This window comes from Ensifer sp. D2-11, from assembly GCF_054161295.1.
In genome coordinates this window covers 2902999-2919777 of sequence record NZ_CP096433.1, presented here as the reverse complement: position 1 = coordinate 2919777, position 16779 = coordinate 2902999, and the positions used below count along the sequence as shown (strand labels likewise).

18 protein-coding genes are annotated in these 16779 nt (G+C 63.5%); 5 read left to right on the top strand and 13 right to left on the bottom strand.

Features of this window, described 5'->3' with window-relative positions; genetic code table 11:
- Positions 1 to 74: 74 nt before the first annotated feature.
- The 6 genes from M1D34_RS14010 to M1D34_RS13985 form a co-directional block, all read right to left on the bottom strand.
- Entirely contained in the window at positions 75 to 1364 is a 1290-nt protein-coding gene (locus M1D34_RS14010) for an RsmB/NOP family class I SAM-dependent RNA methyltransferase (RefSeq protein WP_248448743.1), read from the bottom strand.
- A gap of 136 nt (positions 1365 to 1500) precedes the next feature.
- Positions 1501 to 1875 (bottom strand): septal ring lytic transglycosylase RlpA family protein, encoded by a 375-nt coding sequence (locus M1D34_RS14005; RefSeq protein ID WP_498779539.1) that lies wholly within the window; start codon positions 1873 to 1875, stop codon positions 1501 to 1503.
- 321 nt (positions 1876 to 2196) lie between these two features.
- Positions 2197 to 3140, bottom strand: a protein-coding gene (locus M1D34_RS14000) for an IS630 family transposase (RefSeq protein ID WP_498779537.1) whose coding sequence is annotated in 2 segments (ribosomal slippage) — positions 2197 to 2804 and positions 2804 to 3140 — 945 coding nt in all. Because the reading frame shifts where the segments join, the coding sequence is not laid out codon by codon here.
- A 248-nt stretch (positions 3141 to 3388) separates the two neighbouring features.
- Entirely contained in the window at positions 3389 to 4264 is an 876-nt protein-coding gene (locus M1D34_RS13995) for an SDR family oxidoreductase (protein WP_498779535.1), read from the bottom strand.
- A complete protein-coding gene (gene queG, locus M1D34_RS13990) occupies positions 4261 to 5424 on the bottom strand; it encodes a tRNA epoxyqueuosine(34) reductase QueG (protein WP_498779533.1) in 1164 nt (387 codons plus the stop codon). Before queG ends, M1D34_RS13995 begins: the two co-directional genes overlap by 4 nt.
- Positions 5425 to 5434: 10 nt before the next feature.
- Positions 5435 to 6127, bottom strand: a complete 693-nt coding sequence (locus M1D34_RS13985) for a glutathione S-transferase family protein (RefSeq protein ID WP_003529784.1) — start codon at positions 6125 to 6127, stop codon at positions 5435 to 5437.
- Between the two features lie 156 nt (positions 6128 to 6283).
- Between M1D34_RS13985 and M1D34_RS13980 the strand changes: the two genes are divergently transcribed.
- Complete coding sequence (locus M1D34_RS13980; RefSeq protein WP_010968508.1) at positions 6284 to 7090, top strand: undecaprenyl-diphosphate phosphatase; 807 nt, start codon at positions 6284 to 6286, stop codon at positions 7088 to 7090.
- Positions 7091 to 7200: 110 nt separating this feature from the next.
- On the opposite strand, the gene M1D34_RS13975 is transcribed toward M1D34_RS13980, so the two are convergent.
- The 7 genes from M1D34_RS13975 to dnaN form a co-directional block, all read right to left on the bottom strand.
- Positions 7201 to 7362: a hypothetical protein gene (locus M1D34_RS13975; protein WP_003529782.1), complete on the bottom strand. Its 162-nt coding sequence runs from the start codon at positions 7360 to 7362 to the stop codon at positions 7201 to 7203.
- A gap of 248 nt (positions 7363 to 7610) precedes the next feature.
- Positions 7611 to 8591 (bottom strand): complex I NDUFA9 subunit family protein, encoded by a 981-nt coding sequence (locus M1D34_RS13970; RefSeq protein WP_027989547.1) that lies wholly within the window; start codon positions 8589 to 8591, stop codon positions 7611 to 7613.
- Between the two features lie 120 nt (positions 8592 to 8711).
- The gene (locus M1D34_RS13965; RefSeq protein WP_003529780.1) at positions 8712 to 8999 is read right to left on the bottom strand and encodes a DUF1330 domain-containing protein; all 288 of its coding nucleotides are present in this window, start codon (positions 8997 to 8999) and stop codon (positions 8712 to 8714) included.
- Between the two features lie 105 nt (positions 9000 to 9104).
- On the bottom strand, positions 9105 to 9809 hold the full coding sequence (gene pyrF / locus M1D34_RS13960) for an orotidine-5'-phosphate decarboxylase (protein WP_010968510.1): 705 nt from the start codon (positions 9807 to 9809) through the stop codon (positions 9105 to 9107).
- Positions 9810 to 9816: 7 nt separating this feature from the next.
- Positions 9817 to 10398, bottom strand: coding sequence for a histidine phosphatase family protein (locus M1D34_RS13955; RefSeq protein WP_498781729.1), 582 nt, complete (start codon positions 10396 to 10398; stop codon positions 9817 to 9819).
- A gap of 14 nt (positions 10399 to 10412) precedes the next feature.
- Positions 10413 to 11015 carry a phospholipid N-methyltransferase PmtA gene (gene pmtA / locus M1D34_RS13950; RefSeq protein WP_027989545.1) on the bottom strand — a complete coding sequence of 201 codons (603 nt, stop codon included), beginning with the start codon at positions 11013 to 11015 and terminating at the stop codon, positions 10413 to 10415.
- A 203-nt stretch (positions 11016 to 11218) separates the two neighbouring features.
- Positions 11219 to 12337 carry a DNA polymerase III subunit beta gene (gene dnaN, locus M1D34_RS13945; protein ID WP_003529776.1) on the bottom strand — a complete coding sequence of 373 codons (1119 nt, stop codon included), beginning with the start codon at positions 12335 to 12337 and terminating at the stop codon, positions 11219 to 11221.
- Positions 12338 to 12580: 243 nt separating this feature from the next.
- Here dnaN and rsmI point away from each other — a divergent pair, with 243 nt between their 5' ends.
- The 4 genes from rsmI (at position 12581) to M1D34_RS13925 (ending at position 16771) form a co-directional block, all read left to right on the top strand.
- Positions 12581 to 13543: a 16S rRNA (cytidine(1402)-2'-O)-methyltransferase gene (gene rsmI, locus M1D34_RS13940; protein ID WP_498779527.1), complete on the top strand. Its 963-nt coding sequence runs from the start codon at positions 12581 to 12583 to the stop codon at positions 13541 to 13543.
- A complete protein-coding gene (locus tag M1D34_RS13935) occupies positions 13533 to 13901 on the top strand; it encodes a YraN family protein (protein WP_003529772.1) in 369 nt (122 codons plus the stop codon). Before rsmI ends, M1D34_RS13935 begins: the two co-directional genes overlap by 11 nt.
- Positions 13902 to 14105: 204 nt before the next feature.
- Positions 14106 to 15053 (top strand): glutathione synthase, encoded by a 948-nt coding sequence (gene gshB / locus M1D34_RS13930; RefSeq protein WP_003529770.1) that lies wholly within the window; start codon positions 14106 to 14108, stop codon positions 15051 to 15053.
- A 185-nt stretch (positions 15054 to 15238) separates the two neighbouring features.
- Positions 15239 to 16771, top strand: coding sequence for a YifB family Mg chelatase-like AAA ATPase (locus M1D34_RS13925; protein ID WP_498779524.1), 1533 nt, complete (start codon positions 15239 to 15241; stop codon positions 16769 to 16771).
- Positions 16772 to 16779: the final 8 nt, after the last annotated feature.

The window sequence follows — 16779 nt, the reverse complement described above, 5'->3', positions numbered from 1 at the left end:
CTGGTGTCAAAGTGTATAGTTTAGAACGGCTTGAAGTTGCCGCCCGCCTCGAACGGCCGGAATCCCCGGGCGGCCTAACGCTTCCTGCCCATGAGACAGAAGAAGAATCCGTCGGTTCCGGTCGATGCCGGTGTCAGCGTGACGGTCTTCATATCGGCGGACCAGGGCTGTGGCTTATCGGTGCCGAAGAGCGCCGCCCAGTTGTCGGCGGCCGAGAGGACCTCGAATTCCGGATTGTCCTCGCAGAAGCCGTAGACCTGCGCCTCGTTCTCCTCCGGAAGGACGGAACAGGTGACGTAGATCAGATGTCCGCCGGGGCGCACGAACTGGGCGGCACCGGCAAGCGCCTCCTCCTGCTGGGCCAGTCGTTCCTCGAGGTTCTTCTGCGTCAGGCGCCATTTCGTGTCGGGGCGGCGCCGCCAGGTTCCGGTCCCGGTGCATGGCGCATCGACAAGCACGCGATCGACCCGCCCGATGAGCGATGTGAGCGACTCGGTCGACTCGTGCACCTGCACGTTGCGGGTGCCGGCACGCTTCAGACGCTCGATAATGGGCGCCAGCCGTTTGCGGTCGGCGTCGTAAGCGTGGACCTGGCCCTTATTGTTCATCGCCGCCGACATGGCCAGGGTCTTGCCGCCGCCGCCGGCGCAGTAATCGAGGACCTGCTCGCCCTCGCCGGGCAAGGCGAGGTCTGCGACAATCTGCGAGCCCTCGTCCTGCACCTCGAACCAACCCTTCTGGAACGAGATTTCCGCCGTTACGTTCGGCAGGCGCGATGCGCCCTCGCCGGCGGGAATGCGCACACCGTGCCGGGCAATCGCCGCGGGCTCGGCGCCGCTGCGCTCCAGCGCCTTCAGCACCTTTTCGCGCGTCGCCTTCAGCGTGTTGACGCGCAGGTCGAGAGTCGGCCGGCCGGCAAGAGCCTTCGCCTCGGCGAGCCAGTCGTCGGAGAAGTTCTCTTCGAACGAGCCTTGCGTCCATTCCGGAATATCGCCCTGCACATGCAGGGGAGCATCTTCGAGCCGTCGCTGAGCGAAGGCCTTCATCATCGCTTCCGAAGGCGCTTCGGGCGCGAACCTGTCGTCGGCGAGTTCCGCCGCAAGCGTGTCGGCGCGAAAGCCCCATTGCCGGTACATGACCGCATGGCCGAGGGCTACCGGGGTGTCGCTGTCCATGAGGTAGGCGTGGGAGAGTTTCATCCGCAGGGCATCATAGACGATGTTGCCGATGGCGGCGCGATCGCCGGAGCCGGCGAAGCGGTGGGACAGGCCCCAATCCTTGAGGGCATCGGCGACGGGTCGCCTGCGCTTTTCGATATCGTCAAGAACCTCGATGGCTCCGGAGAGCCTTCCGCCCAATCGCATCTTCGATGAACTCCTTTTTCGCCGTGGTAGCGGCGATGACATCGAAGAGCAAGACGGCGGCCGCATTATGTAAGGGGCGCGACCGGCCCTTGCAGTCTGGCTCGCCCGAGATGAACCGGGCGAATCCTGCGCATCGTCAGGAATTGACGACCGTGTAACAGATGCTGGCGGTGCCGGAGCGGATCATGCCGATCTTGGAGGCGGCCGCCTTGGAGAGATCGATCACCCGGCCGCGAATGAACGGGCCTCGATCATTGATCCGGACGACGACGGACTTGCCGTTGCGCTTGTTGGTCACCTGGACCTTCGTGCCGAATTTCAGTTTGCGATGCGCGGCGGTCAGGTGCGCGGCATTCATTCTTTCGCCGGAGGCCGTTTTGGAGGAAAGCGCGTACCAGGATGCTCCCCCGCAACCAGCGCCTGCTGCCTGACTCTCGGATGCCGTGACCAAGCCCATCCCGACGGTGAATAGTGCTGCCGCGGCAGCAGTCTTGATTTTCGCTGGCGTCAAGCGATGCCCCCTTCGGTTTGAAAAATTCGTCAGTTCCCTTTGTTGATCGAGCTAATTGAGGTGAAACATGGCAAAAACGTGCTTCAACCGTTAAGTTCTCATTAGGAATGTCTGAAGACCTGTTGATTTTAAAAATAACCAACAGATTGAATTAGTTTAGAATTGCGAGGGAAGTTCTTTGGAATCAGCAACTAAGCGCTGCTGGCGGCGCGCCGGCCCGCGCAGCGGCGCCTCTCGCAAATAAAATCATTAAAATTTTCGCCTTGCATGAAAAATCGGGAATCGCGACCGTTGAATTCTTGCTACTAGAGCACGTCCACTTTAAACCGGGTCATATCCTGCTGCTGCGAAGTAGTTCGCACACTCTTGCGGCTCGAAGAGTTTGACGATGTCGCCAACGGTGTTCCACAGGGCGTCGACGGAGCGTTCGGCCCGTGCCCGCAGAAGCGCCTTGAGCTTTGAGAAGGCGTTTTCGATCGGGTTGAAGTCGGGGCTGTAGGGCGGGAGATAGAGCAGCGTGCAGCCGGCGGTTTCTATGGCCTGTCGGATGCCATCTGCCTTGTGGGCCGGCAGGTTGTCCATGACGACGATGTCGCCGGGCGTGAGGGTCGGCACGAGAACCTGCTCGACATAGGCCCGGAAAGCCACTCCATTCATCGCCCCGTCAAGGACCATCGGCGCGGTCATGCCGGAGAGCCTGAGCGCCCCGGTGAACGTCGTGGTTTTCCAATGACCGTGCGGAACGCCCGATCGGCAACGCTCTCCGCGCGGCGCGCGACCGCGAAGCCGGGACATCTTCGTGGAAAGACCCGTCTCGTCTATGAAGACGAGGCGGGCTGGATCGAGATCAAGCTGGGCATCGAACCAGTCCTGACGCCGCTTCAAGAGGTCTGGCCGCTCCTGCTCCAATGCATGTGCGGTCTTTTTTTGAATGTGAAGCCGCGCTTGCGCAGCCAGACGTCGAGGGTGCTGCGGCCGATAGAGACGGATCGGTCCTCTTCCAGACGCAAAACCATCTCGTTCAGCGTGATGTCCTTCGACGCCTCGATCATGCCGATGATGAAAGCCTCATGATCGTCGAGACGGGAACCTCCAGGTCGACCCTGCTTGGCAGCGCTCACCTGACCCTGCCGGGCGCTCGCGATCCAGGCAATCGCCGTCGAAATCCCGATCCCGAACCGCGCTGCAGCCGACCGCGCGGACATCCCACCAGCCGACGCAGCCAGAACCCGGTGGCGAAGATCATCACTCAATGCTCGGGCCATGTTCCCTCCGACAAATCAAAGACAGGAGGAGGGAATCACAGAACGCTCTGAAAAGGAATCCTCACGCCGATTCCGCTTTCATCGGACGCGCTCTAGCGTCAAGGTTGTGGAAAATGGCGAAGTATAGACCGAATAATGACAGCATAATCGTGTCAAGGCGATTCGCGTGAAATCAATACTTTCAAAACGGCGTTAGACTTGCTTGACATCCCGCGCGATATTCTGGTCGGCCTTGAGGAAATAGGTGCTTAATTCCGGTCCCAGGTTCCTGATGTCCACAGCTGTGCAAGCGACACGCGATAGTTCGGGAAGTCCGGATCGAAGCCCGCCTGGCGCAGTCGCGCATTGGAGACACGCTTGTTCTCGCCGTAGAAAGAACGCGCCATGGGGGACATATCTGCGGTTTCGAAGGGGATCTCGGGCGGCGGTTCGACGCCCATCAGCCGGGCGGCTTCCTGGACCACATCCTGTGGTGGCGCCGGCTCGTCGTCGGTCACGTTGAAGACGCCGCCCATGCCCCGCTTTGCGAGAAGGGTGGTCGCCGCGCCGATGTCTTCGACGCGGATACGGTTGAAGACCTGGTTCGGCTTGATGACGCGGCGCGCCGTGCCTTCGGAGAGATTGCGGAAGGCATTGCGACCCGGGCCGTAAATGCCTGCAAGCCGAAGCACCGCCACCGGAATGCCGCGCTGTGCGCCGTGCTCGAGCCAGGCGTTTTCGGCTTCCACACGCTCCAGCGAGCGCTGGGAGACCGGGTTGAGCGGCGTATCCTCGGTGACCCAGGCGCCGCCGTGATCGCCATAGACGCCGACCGTGGAAAGATAGCCCACCCACTCCAGCCGCGGCAGAAGTTCGGCAAGCGGCGGCGTTCCGGCGCGAAACATCGGGTCGCCATCGCGGCCCGGCGCGATCGACTGAACGAGGTGGGTGGTTTCCCTCATCACATCCTTGAGCTCGTCCGATATTTCCGCGCCGTCGAAGAGGATCGGGCGGATACCGGCAGCCTGCAGGCGGCCGAGCTTTTCTGCCGACCGGGTGGTGCCGGACACGGACATCGCCAGGGGAGCGAGCGCGCTCGCGATCGCCGTGCCGGAATAGCCCGCACCAAGGATCAGGACATTCATCGGTTCACTCCCGCCATTTGCCATTCCGCAAGAACCTCGTCATCGGTTTCAGGCCCGCATTGCCGGGCGAAGACCGCCAGATCGGCGGATGAAATCAGTCGCGAAAGCGCCCAGACCGCCATCCCCCTGACGGTCGGCGATGCATCGGCCGCCAGCGCCTTGCAGACCTCTATCAGGCTCTTCTCACCGGAATTGCCGGCGGCGATCAAGGCATTTCGGACGAAACGATCGCGCCCGATGCGCTTTACCGGTGATCCGGAAAAGAAGGCCCGGAAACCTGGGTCGTCGAGCGTCAGCAGGAAGGAGAGCTCCGGTTCCCTGAGATCGTCCCGCGGCTGGAGTTTCATTTCCGATGCCGAGCGCGCGAACTTGTTCCAGGGACAGGCGGCGAGACAGTCGTCGCAGCCATAGATGCGGTTACCGATCAGCGGCCGCAACTCAGGCGCAATCGATCCCTTGTGCTCGATCGTGAGATAGGAGATGCAGCGTCGCGCGTCGATGCGGTAGGGCGCCGGAAAGGCATCGGTCGGACAGGCGTCGAGGCAGGCCCGGCAGGAGCCGCAATGGTCGCGCTCGGGCTCGTCCAGGTCCAGTTCAGCTGTCGTGAAGAGGCTGCCGAGAAAGAGCCAGGAGCCGAATTCGCGGCTGACCAGATTGGTGTGCTTGCCCTGCCAGCCGATGCCGGCCTTTTCCGCAAGCGGCTTCTCCATGACAGGGGCGGTGTCGACGAAGACCTTCACGTCCTCGCCCGCCCGGGCGGCAAAGCGCGTGGCGATCTCTTTCAGCCGGCCCTTGACCACGTCGTGATAGTCGCGATTGCGGGCATAGACGGAGATCGCGCCGCGATCGCGTCTGGCGAGGACCTCGCGCGGGTCGTCCTCGGGAGCGTAATTCATGCCGAAGAGGACGATCGAGCGTACTTCGCTCCAGAGGACCCGCGGATCAGACCGGCGCTCGGCTGTCTCGGCAAGCCAGTCCATCGTACCATGGGCGCCGGCAGCCAGGAACTGCCTCAGCCGCTCGGGCGCCTGGGGTATGGCGTCCGGATGGGTGATGCGACAGATGTCGAACCCCTTGGCCGCGGCTTCCTCTTTCAGGAAGGCGGTGAGGGTCCGTCGTTTCCTGCCCTGGTTGTCCGCTTTTGCAGCGTCGCCGGGCATGATCTGGTCCTTAAAAGTCGAGATCCGCATAATGTGAGACCGGGGTCACGCCGCGCACCCGCTCGGCGAGCAGCGGCCGGAAGGATGGGCGCGACTTCAGCCGCTGGTACCATTCCTTGGCGGTCGGCGCATCGGACCAGTCGATCTCTCCGAGATAGTCGAGCACGGAGATCGCCGCAGCTGCGGCGAGATCCCCATAGGAGATGCGATCGCCGGCAAGCCAGGGGCGCGATCCGGCGAGCCACGAGAGATACTTCATGTGCTGGCGGATATTGCTGCGCGAGGTGCGGAGAATTTTCGAATCCGGCGCACCGCCGCCCTGGTCCGGGGTCATCTGCAGCTTGAAGATGCGCTCGCGCACGAGCGGGCGCGTCACGTCGGCTTCCATCTTCTGCAGGAACCATTCGGTGAGCCTGCGGATTTCGGCGCGCTGAAACGGGTCCTCGGCAAGAAGGCGGCGGTCGCGCTTCATGATGCCGCTGGTCTCGTCGAGATATTCGGAGATGATCGTCGCGCCGCAGAGCGCGCGCATGCTGTCATCGACATAGACGGGCAGAGTGCCGGCGGGATTCAGCGTCAGGAAGTCGCGCCGGTTCTCCCATGGCTGTTCTTCGCTCAGTTCCGTCTGATAGCCATATTCTGAGAGAATAAGGCGTACGAACCGCGAAGCAGGGGACATGGGGTGATGATACAATGTCGGCATCGATGATCAGATTGCAGCTGTTTTCGGGGATATCGGCGTCGCGGCATATGCAACTGGCCACGGCTCGTTACAACGAGCTATAGGTAGTTGCGGTGGCAAACACAAGAGAATCGACCTTCTCCTCCCACATCCAATTATATCAGGAATAGCTTTTACATGGCGGATCAATCGATCATAAGCGCGCTCGTCCTCGGGCTCATCGAAGGGCTGACGGAGTTCATCCCGGTCTCGTCGACGGCGCATGTGCTGCTTGCCGGACACTTCCTCGGATTCAAATCGCCGGGAAACACCTTTGCCGTTCTGATCCAGCTCGGCGCCATATTGGCGATCCTGCTCGTCTACTTCCAGAAGCTGCTGGCGATCGCGCTCGCCCTGCCCACGAGCGTCAAGGCCCGCCGCTTCGTCTTCTCGGTTCTCCTCGCCTTCCTGCCGGCGGCGCTTATCGGTGCTGCAGCGCATGGGTTCATCAAGTCGGTGCTTTTCGAGACGCCGATGCTCATATGCGTCGTGCTGATCGTCGGCGGCATCATTCTTTATGCGATCGACCGGCTCCCTCTAACGCCCCGCTACACCGACGTGTTCGACTATCCGCCTTCGCTCGCGCTGAAGATCGGCCTCTTCCAGTGCCTCGCCATGATCCCGGGGACGTCACGTTCCGGCGCGACCATCGCCGGGGCCCTGCTGATGGGGACCGACAAGCGCTCCGCCGCCGAGTTTTCCTTTTTCCTGGCCATGCCGACCATGGTCGGAGCCTTTGCGCTCGACCTCTACAAGAACCGGGATGCGCTCTCCTTCGACGATGTCGGACTGATCGCCGCCGGTTTCATCGCCGCATTCATCGCCGGAATTTTCGTGGTGCGTTCGCTGCTCGACTTCGTCTCGCATCGCGGCTTCACGCCCTTTGCGATCTGGCGCATCCTCGTCGGCACCGCCGGGCTGGTCGGCCTGTGGCTGCTCGGATAACGCAGTCCGGAAACATAAAGCCGGATGCGTCTCTTTCGAAACGCACCCGGCTCCTGGCCCCCGCCAAAACTCAACATGCCCGGCTCGAAGCCGAGGCGAAAATGTCCGGCTTACTCGCCGGCAAACCCGATCGACGCCGTCGTGCAAGGGTTGACACCGTAGGCCGGCGTGCAGCCCTTGTTGCTGCTGGCCACGGTGCCGGGTGCCATGAACGAGCCAGCCAGAATGATCAGTGCCGCAGACGCAAAAAAGATTGCGATCGACTTGCCCATGGGACGTCATGCCTTTCGAGTGTGATGTCTGCACCGGCGGCGCTCGCCGAGCGGTCAGTGCGAGCGGTGTTTATTCTGCGATCATGTCATGATCAATATCAGGGCGGGCTGAATCTGCGGTAAACGGGATTCGGATTTGCAACTGCGGCAGAACTGCAACGCTGTTGCCGAACGGGCACAGCGGGGGGCCGCAAAAAAGCCGCCGGCGGAGCCGGCGGCTTGAATGCGTACGGTAGTGATGCGACGGCTCAGGCGGCGCGGCCGCTGCGCGTATATTGCCCATGCGGGCGATAGCGTACGAGATAAGTCGGCAGGATCGACTCGAGCATCGTCGGCTCGATGCCGATACCTGCAAGCGTGCGGCCTTCCGCTTCGGCCTTTGCCGAGACGACATTGTCCGATTTCAGCAACACCACCTGGTCGGCGGTGAGCGGCGGCGTGATGAACGGCACGAGCGAGGCGACGCTGCCCATCAGCGAGGCGATGCCGAAGGGTAGCGACACGAAGGAGCGCTTGCGGTCGATCGTCTTCAGCATGAAATCGAGACATTCGCGGAACGAGAGCACCTGCGGCCCGCCGAGTTCGTAGATCGTCCCACCGGTGAGCTTGCCGTCGACGGAGCGGGCCACGGCCTCGGCAACGTCGGTGACGTAAACCGGCTGAAACCTGGTATTGCCGCCGCCGATGAGCGGCAGGACCGGCGAGAACCGGGCCATTTCGGCAAACTTGTTGAAGAAGCCGTCTTCGGGGCCGAAGATGATCGACGGGCGGAGGATCACCGCGGCCGGAAGCGTTTCGAGGATCGCAGCCTCGGCGCGCCCCTTTGTCCGGGCATAGCTCGACTCGGAGTTTGCGTCGGCGCCAATCGCCGAGATATGGGTGAGCGTGGCGCCCGTCGCCCGGGCCGCCTCGGCGACCGCCCGCGCGCCGAAATCCTGGACCGCCTCGAAGGTGTTGCGGCCGCTTTCGAAGAGCACGCCGACGCAGTTGATCACATGGTCGGCGCCGTCGACAGCGCGATCGACCGACCTACGGTAGCGCAGATTGGCCTGAACGAAGGAGATTTGCCCGACATTGCCGAGCGGTTGCAGGTGGCCGGCGAGATCCGGACGGCGAACCGCGACGCGAATGCGGTAGCCGCGTTTGGCGAGCGCGCGCACCACATGACGGCCGACAAATCCGGATCCGCCGAAAATCGTCACCAGCGGCGGAAGGTTGGACAAGGTCATGAGAAACGCACTCCTGATGTCAATGGTAGAATTGCTTGCTACATAGCCCAAGCGTCGAGCGAGGTGAAGGCCAATCCGCGCGCTTCGGAAGCGTGCCCCGATGCGTCGCGGAACCTCGCCTCAAACACCCTCTACGACGACCATTTCGGCATCGGCGACTTCCTGGCGGATGGCCGCGGCAATCTGGTATTCGGGCGAATTGTAACAGTCGACGGCCGCCTGCAGCGAGGGGAATTCGATGACGACGTTGCGGGTACGAGCGGCACCTTCGAGCCGATGGAACTGCCCGCCGCGCGCGAGGAAGGTCGCTCCGTATTTTTCGAAGGCGGGCGTCGCCGCTGTCACGTAGTCCTTATAGCGTTCGGGGTCCCTTATATCGACCCGAGCGATCCAGTATCCTTTGGCCATGATGAACTCCTCGTCTTTCACGAAATGCAGACGAGATGGTTACTTCCGGCAAAATGCGCCCCAGGTCAAGCAGGCCCGAACGTCGCCCGAGCGCTATACGGCGGATCAACGGGAGAGGGCGCTCTCCATTTCGGCCAGGATCGCGCGGCTTGCTGCGAGAGGGTCGGGCGCGGCAACGATCGGCCGCCCGACGACGAGGTGGCTCGAGCCGGCGCGAAGCGCGTCGGCCGGCGTCATCACCCGCTTCTGGTCGCCTTTTTCCGCACCGGCCGGGCGGATGCCCGGCGTCACCAGCGCCATGTCGCCGCCGATGATCTTTCGCACGGCGGCGGCCTCCTCCGCCGAGCAGACGATGCCCCCCATGCCTGCGGCGCGGGCCTGTTCGGCGCGGCGCAGGACCAGGCTGTGCGGATCATATTCATAACCGGCATCGATGACGTCCTGTTCGTCCATCGAGGTGAGCACCGTCACGCCAAGCAGGCAGAGGTTCGAGCCCCTGGCCGCTTCGACCGCCGACTTCATCGCCTTCGGATAGGCGTGCAGCGTCAACATCGACACGCCCATCTTGACGATGTTCTCCACGCCCTTGGCCACCGTGTTGTCGATGTCGAGCAGCTTCATGTCGAGGAAGACCTGCTTGCCGCTCGCGGCGAGATCGCGCGCGAAGTCGAGGCCGCCGGCGAAGGCCAGTTGATAGCCGATCTTATAGAAGAGGACTTCCTCGCCGAGCGTCGAGACGATTTTCTCGGCCTCGGTCACCGTTGGAAGATCAAGGCCGACGATCAGCCGGTCGCGCGCGCTTGTGCTCATATCGAGATCACCCCTGCCAGAACTCCATCGGCGTCCAGTCGCATGTGACGGCGCGATCCGCAAGACGGAAGGCGAAGAGATTGCCGCCGCCCGGCGGCTGATCGGCGCTACGGGCGATCGCCGTGCCCGTCATCCGGCATTTGAGCAGCGTACCGACGCCGCCATGGCCGACAAAGGCGATAGGGATGGTCGGATCGTGCCGGTCGAGGATGTGGGTGACGGTCCTTGAAATTCGCGCCTGGGCGTCGACGGCACGCTCCCAGCCCTTGAAGCTCTCTTCAGGCCGGGCAAAGAACTGATCGGCCGCCTTCTCGAACTCCTCCGGCCGCAGGAAGCCGGTCGCCGAACGGTCGTTCTCGCCCATCTCCTCGTCCGTTTCGACCGGGATGCCGGCAGCGTCGGCCAGGAACCGCGCCGTTTCGATCGCCTTCTTCTCGCCACTGGCCAATATGCGTCCGAGCAAACGGACCCATGGCTGTTTCGCCGTGGCGCGCATGCGCTCTTCGCCCAGCTCGGACAGACCCCATTGGGGCACGGAGACGGCGGGATCGATTCTGACCTGCGGATGGGTGAGATATATGCCGAACACCGGACTTGGCGCCGTCAGTGCGTCTTGCGGTAGATCCACAGCTGCGCCGGCGGAATGTTTCGCACGACGAAGTCGAAATGCTGGATTCGGTAGCGGTCCGGCATGGCGACCACCGGCGACATCGGACCGTAGGAGATCTGAACGACCGGGCGGCCGAAGGGAATGCGCGAGAGCAGGTCTTCTATGAGTTCGACGCGGCGATGCATCGGGAAATTCAACAACGGTACGGCGGAAATGACGCTGTCGAACTGCTGATCCTTGAAGGCCCCAAGCGTGCGGGAAAGATCGAAGGCGTCGCCGTTTATGAAATGCACGCCGTCGAAATGCGCCTTGAGCTGATTGTAGAAGTCGGTGGAATATTCGATGGAAACCAGCTTTTCAGGCTCTATGCCGCGCTCGAGGATCGCCTTGGTGATCACCCCGGTGCCGGGGCCAAGCTCGAGGACCGGCAGACCGGATTCCGGATCGACTACGCTGGCCATGCGGCGTGCCGTGATGGCGGAAGTCGGGAGGATCGCGCCGACCGCGCGGGTATTGCTCATCCAGCCCTTGAAGAAGCGGATCTCTTCGTCGAATTTCCGACCGAATTTTTCCTTCACCCTCAAGCGCAAGCTCATCGAATCCCCTCGCAGTATGATTTGCAGTTGCGCTCTTATCGTGATTCGTGTGGCTGCGTGAGCGCTTATTCATAATGTGCTTCCATCTGCGGCAAAAACAAGTCCGACTGCGTCTAAAAGCGACAGATCATGAACGATGCACGACGGGTACATATGAAAAAGCCCGCCGAACGGCGGGCCTTTATCGCAGTCTGCGGCATGCGTTACACGCGCATCGGCATCAGCACGTAGAGCGCATCCTCCGCGGCAAGATCGCGCACGAGCGTCGGCGAACCGGGATCGGCCAGCAGGAAGACCGCCTCGCTGCCGGTCAGTTGGCCGGTGATGTCGAGAAGATATTTGGCGTTGAACCCGATCTCGAGCGGATCGCTTTCGTAGCCGACCGGCAGTTCTTCGGTGGCGCTGCCGGAATCCGGGTTGTTCACGGTCAGCGTCATCTGGCCGTCGGCAAGCGCGAGCTTCACGGCGCGGCCGCGTTCGGAAGAGATCGTGGAGACACGGTCGACGGCCTGCGAGAAGGACTGGCAATCGACGCGCAGCTCCTTGTCGTTGCTGGCGGGGATCACGCGCTGATAGTCGGGGAAGGTTCCGTCGATCAGCTTCGACGTCATGACGATGGAGCCGATCGTCAGGCGGATCTTCGCGTCCGAGACCTCGACCGTCACCACCACGTCCGGACTGTCGAGAAGTTTCTGCAGTTCGCTGACGGTCTTGCGCGGAATGATGATGCCGGGCATGCCCTCGGAGCCCGACGGCGCTTCGACATCCGCACGGGCGAGCCGGTGGCCGTCGGTCGCGACGGCGCGCAGCTTCAGGTCGCCGTTGCTCTCGACCGTGTGCACGAAGATGCCGTTCAAATAGTAGCGTGTCTCTTCCGTCGAGATCGCGAACTGGGTGCGGTCGATCAGCATCTTCAGATCGGGCGCCTTCAGGCGGAAGGAGTGCGAGAACGTGCCGGCGGTCAGATCGGGAAAATCCGACTGCGGCAGGCACTGCAGCGAAAACTTGGAGCGGCCGGAGGCGACGGTCATCGCCGTGCCTTCAGCATTGGTGGCGAGCCGCACCTCCGAGCCGTCCGGCAGCTTGCGGACGATGTCGTAGAGCAGATGCGCCGGAACGGTGGTGGCGCCGGCCTGTTCCACCTGCGCCGGCGTCGCCTCGGTAATCTCCAGGTCGAGGTCGGTCGCCTTCATTTCGAGGCTGGCGCCGTCGGAGCGCAGGAGCACGTTCGAAAGGATGGGGATGGTGTTTCGCCGTTCGACCACGCGGTGGACATGGTTCAGCGATTTCAAAAGGTTGGACCGCTCGAGAGTAATACGCATGGATGCTACCGCTTTCAACCATTGCCGCGCGGGCGAGGGGACCGCCGCGGCGTCAACTGCGTGCCCCGGCCGCTCGGCCGGAAGGATGTGGACGGGCAAAATGGCAGAAAGAGAGCCGCAAAAGCAAGGGGTTTTGAGCCCTCTTCCCCAAATGCGAGACTGCAGGCGCGGCCCGCCCTTGCCCCGGGCTCCCCGCTCACTCATAAAGGGCGCGAACCCGGCTGGCCGGAATGGTCGATCGGAATGATCGGGCCAGGAGTGATTGGGAAGGCGGCGTTGCAAAAGCAGCAATCGACGGATGCATCCGAAAAGGAACGGCAGCGCGGTTTTCGCCTGCACAATACGAACATTCCTGCGCGCCCGCTGGAGCCGTGCCTTTATCTCGTGGCAACGCCGATCGGCAATCTCGGCGACATCACGCTGAGAGCCCTCGAGACGCTTGCCGGGGCCGATGTGCTCGCCTGCGAGGACACGCGGGTGACGCGGGTGCTTTTGGACCGCTACGGCATCGTCAATCGGCCCACCGCCTATCACGAGCACAATGCCGCCGAGGCGGGGCCGCGACTGCTTGCAGCACTTGGCGATGGGAAATCGGTGGCGCTCGTCTCCGATGCCGGTACGCCGCTCGTCTCCGATCCGGGCTATCGCCTGGCGCAGCAGGCGGTCGAGGCGGGCTACCGGGTCGTTCCCATACCTGGCCCCTCGGCGCCGCTTGCGGCCCTCGTCGGCTCCGGCCTTCCGAGCGATGCCTTCCTCTTCGCAGGCTTTCTGCCGGTGAAGGACAAGGCGAAGCGCGACCGGCTCGCCGAACTCGCGGCCGTTCCCGCCACTCTCATCTTCTTCGAGTCCCCGCATCGCATTGCTGCGACCGTCACTGCTGCGGCCGAGGTCCTCGGCGCAGACAGGAGGGCGGCCGTCTGCCGCGAACTGACCAAGACCTTCGAGGAGTTCCGCCGCGGAACGCTCGGCGAACTCGCGGCGATTTACGGCGAAAGCGCCAATGTGAAAGGCGAGATCGTCCTCGTGGTCGGTCCGCCAGAGGCAAAGCCCCAGCCGGAGGCGGCCGACGTCGACGCACTGCTCAAGGAACTCGCCCGCGACCTGCCGATGGGCAAGGCCGCGACCGAGGCGGCGCGCCGCACGGGGCTGGCGCGCAAGGAGCTTTACGACCGGCTCCTTCATCTCAAGGATGGCGATGAAGGCTGAGCGACCGGACACCCGCAAGCTGAAGGCGCTGAAGCGGGGCCACATCGCCGAATACCGCGCCGCGCTCTGCCTGATGCTGAAGGGCTATCGCATCGTTGCCATGCGCTATCGCACCAGGCTCGGCGAGATCGACATCATCGCCCGGCGCGGCGACCTGGTCGCCTGCGTCGAAGTAAAGGCCCGGGTGAGCCTGGAGGATGCGGTCTTCGCCGTCACAGACACGGCGCAACGGCGCATCCGGGCGGCAAGCGATCTCTGGCTGTCGCGCCAGGGCGATTTCCACCGCCTGTCGGTGCGCTACGATATCGTCGCCGTAACGCCGTGGCGCTGGCCGCGGCACCTGCCGGACGCCTTTTGATGACGCCTTTTGATAGGCGGGAGCGGCGGGAACCTTCTTGCCTAACCACGGTACGCATTCTACATCTTGCGGGCTTTTCTGCGGTGCCGCTCGTCGCGAAGACGAGGGGCGGAGCATCGCGTCGAATTGCCGTATAATTCGATTTCGGACCGGAGCCGGTCGAAGGAACTATGCGCATCGTGGATCCAGATCGGGAACGGGAAAATGGCAGGAATCGTCAATGTCGGGGTCCAGATGGACCATGTTTCGGGCATCACCATTGCGGGCGATTCGACCTTCGCGATGAGCCTTGAGGCGCAGGCCCGAGGCTATCGCCTGTTCCACTACACGCCCGACAAGCTGTCGCTCCGGGACGGCAGGGTCTATGCGACCGCGCAGCAGATGCAGTTGCGCGACGTCAGGGGCGACCACTTCACTCTCGGCGAAGACGAGCGGATCGATCTTTCGACCATGGACGTCATCCTGCTTCGCCAGGATCCGCCATTCGACATGGCCTATATCACCTCGACGCATCTGCTCGAGCGGCTGCACCCGAAGACGCTGGTCGTCAACGATCCGGCCTGGGTCAGGAACTCGCCCGAGAAGATCTTCGTGACCGAGTTTCCGGATCTGATGCCGAAGACCCTGATCACGCGCGACCCGGACGAGATCGCCCGCTTCCGTCAGGAGATGGGCGACATCATCCTGAAACCGCTCTACGGCAATGGCGGCGCCGGTGTGTTCCACTCCGCGCGTGACGACCGCAATTTCTCGTCGCTCCTCGAAATGTTCGCCCAGATGTTCCGCGAGCCTTATATCGCCCAGGAATATCTGCCGGCGGTCCGCAAGGGCGACAAGCGCATCCTGCTCGTCGACGGCGAGCCGGTCGGCGCGATCAATCGCGTTCCGGCCGAGCACGATTCTCGCTCCAACATGCATGTGGGCGGGCGCGCGGAGGCAACCGACCTGACGGCCCGCGAGCGGGAGATCTGCACCCGCATCGGACCGGCCCTGAAGGAACGCGGTTTCCTCTTCGTCGGCATCGACGTGATCGGCGACTACCTGACCGAGATCAACGTCACGTCGCCGACCGGCATCCGCGAAGTGAAGAAGTTCGGCGGTGCCGACGTCGCTAGCCTGCTCTGGGACGCGATCGAGAAGAAGCGCGCCTGATCTTTACGGCGGACCGCCACTCTCGCTCTTGTGTTCTATCATTGTTCTTGTTTTCAAGCGTATTCCGTGCAAGATTTGCCGTTGCAACCGGTTTTGGTTGTGACGGCGTGTGTGGGCCGCCGTGCTGGAGCGGGATTGCGGAAGGACGATCATCCTTCGCGCTCCGCTCGAAATCAGGGGGCAGTATGGTCGCGCGCGTCAGCACGGTTGCGTTTCAGGGTATCGAGGGCGTTCCGGTCGACGTCCAGGTGATGGTTGCACCCGGCAAGGTCGGTATGCAGATCGTCGGACTGCCGGACAAGGCGGTGGCCGAAAGCCGCGAGCGCGTCCAGGCGGCGCTTCATGCATCGGGGCTGGCGCTTCCCGCCAAGCGGGTGACCGTCAATCTGGCGCCGGCGGACCTTCCGAAAGAGGGAAGCCATTTCGATCTCGCCATCGCGCTCGGCCTGATGGCGGCGCTCGGCGCTGTCCCTGCGGACGCGCTGTCCGGTTATGTCGTCATCGGCGAGCTCAATCTCGACGGCACGATCGCAGCCGTCGCCGGCGCGCTGCCGGCGGCGATCGGCGCGAATGCGCTCGGCAAGGGGCTGATCTGCCCGGCGGAAAGCGGGCCCGAGGCGGCCTGGGCCGGATCGGAGATCGATATTCTCGCCCCGCGCAGCCTGATCGCGATCGCCAATCATTTCCGCGGCACGCAGGTGCTCTCCCGCCCCGAGCCGGCGGTCCGGGCGGCCGCCGGGGGCCTTCCCGATCTTGCCGACATCAAGGGCCAGGAAAGCGCCAAGCGGGCGCTGGAGGTCGCGGCGGCGGGCAACCATAATCTGCTGATGGTCGGCCCGCCCGGTTCCGGCAAGTCGATGCTTGCGGCGCGGCTCCCCTCCATCCTGCCGCCGCTTTCGCCCGCCGAACTGCTCGAAGGCTCGATGATCCATTCGATCGCCGGGCAATTGCCGGGCGGCAAGCTCTCGGACCGCCGGCCCTTCCGTGCGCCGCACCATTCCGCCACCATGGCGGCGCTGATCGGCGGCGGCTTCCGCGCGAAACCGGGAGAGGCGTCGCTCGCCCATAACGGCGTGCTCTTTCTCGACGAATTTCCGGAATTTGCGCCTCAGGCGCTCGACGCTCTGCGCCAGCCGCTCGAAACCGCCACCTGCATCATCGCGCGCGCCAATCATCGCGTCACCTATCCGGCGGCGATCCAGCTCATTGCCGCCATGAACCCCTGCCGCTGCGGCATGGCCGGCGAGCCGGGCCGGAGCTGCGCCCGCGGGCCGCGCTGCATGGCCGATTACCAGGCGCGGATCTCCGGCCCGCTGATGGACCGTATCGATATCCGCGTCGACGTCCCGGCCGTCAGCGCCGCCGACTTGATCCGCCCCGGCACCTCCGAGCCGAGCGCCGCCGTCGCCCGCCGCGTCGCCCGCGCCCGCGAGCTGCAGAGAGACCGCTTCGCCGGCCTCGGCCATCCCGAGCTGACGAGCAACGCCCGCTCATCGACGACGATGATCGAAAAGATCGCCGAGCCCGACGCCGCCGGCCTGCAGCTACTGCGCGATGCGGCGGAAAAGATGAAATTCTCGGCGCGCGGCTATCATCGGGTGCTGAAGGTCGCCCGCACCCTCGCCGATCTCGATGCGGCGCCGACGGTCGGTCGCATCCACCTCGCCGAAGCGATCTCCTACAGGGTGGCGGGAGAGAGACTGCCGGTCGCCGCGTAGGATCCGAC

Excerpts from the sequence above, each read along its gene's own strand:
- M1D34_RS14010 (WP_248448743.1), bottom strand. The coding sequence starts at position 1,364 with ATGCGATTGGGCGGAAGGCTCTCCGGAGCCATCGAGGTTCTTGACGAT.
- M1D34_RS13995 (WP_498779535.1), bottom strand. The coding sequence starts at position 4,264 with ATGAATGTCCTGATCCTTGGTGCGGGCTATTCCGGCACGGCGATCGCG.
- queG (WP_498779533.1), bottom strand. The coding sequence starts at position 5,424 with ATGCCCGGCGACGCTGCAAAAGCGGACAACCAGGGCAGGAAACGACGG.
- M1D34_RS13985 (WP_003529784.1), bottom strand. The coding sequence starts at position 6,127 with ATGCCGACATTGTATCATCACCCCATGTCCCCTGCTTCGCGGTTCGTA.
- M1D34_RS13980 (WP_010968508.1), top strand. The coding sequence starts at position 6,284 with ATGGCGGATCAATCGATCATAAGCGCGCTCGTCCTCGGGCTCATCGAA.
- M1D34_RS13975 (WP_003529782.1), bottom strand. The coding sequence starts at position 7,362 with ATGGGCAAGTCGATCGCAATCTTTTTTGCGTCTGCGGCACTGATCATT.
- M1D34_RS13970 (WP_027989547.1), bottom strand. The coding sequence starts at position 8,591 with ATGACCTTGTCCAACCTTCCGCCGCTGGTGACGATTTTCGGCGGATCC.
- M1D34_RS13965 (WP_003529780.1), bottom strand. The coding sequence starts at position 8,999 with ATGGCCAAAGGATACTGGATCGCTCGGGTCGATATAAGGGACCCCGAA.
- pyrF (WP_010968510.1), bottom strand. The coding sequence starts at position 9,809 with ATGAGCACAAGCGCGCGCGACCGGCTGATCGTCGGCCTTGATCTTCCA.
- pmtA (WP_027989545.1), bottom strand. The coding sequence starts at position 11,015 with ATGAGCTTGCGCTTGAGGGTGAAGGAAAAATTCGGTCGGAAATTCGAC.
- dnaN (WP_003529776.1), bottom strand. The coding sequence starts at position 12,337 with ATGCGTATTACTCTCGAGCGGTCCAACCTTTTGAAATCGCTGAACCAT.
- rsmI (WP_498779527.1), top strand. The coding sequence starts at position 12,581 with ATGATCGGGCCAGGAGTGATTGGGAAGGCGGCGTTGCAAAAGCAGCAA.
- M1D34_RS13935 (WP_003529772.1), top strand. The coding sequence starts at position 13,533 with ATGAAGGCTGAGCGACCGGACACCCGCAAGCTGAAGGCGCTGAAGCGG.
- gshB (WP_003529770.1), top strand. The coding sequence starts at position 14,106 with ATGGCAGGAATCGTCAATGTCGGGGTCCAGATGGACCATGTTTCGGGC.
- M1D34_RS13925 (WP_498779524.1), top strand. The coding sequence starts at position 15,239 with ATGGTCGCGCGCGTCAGCACGGTTGCGTTTCAGGGTATCGAGGGCGTT.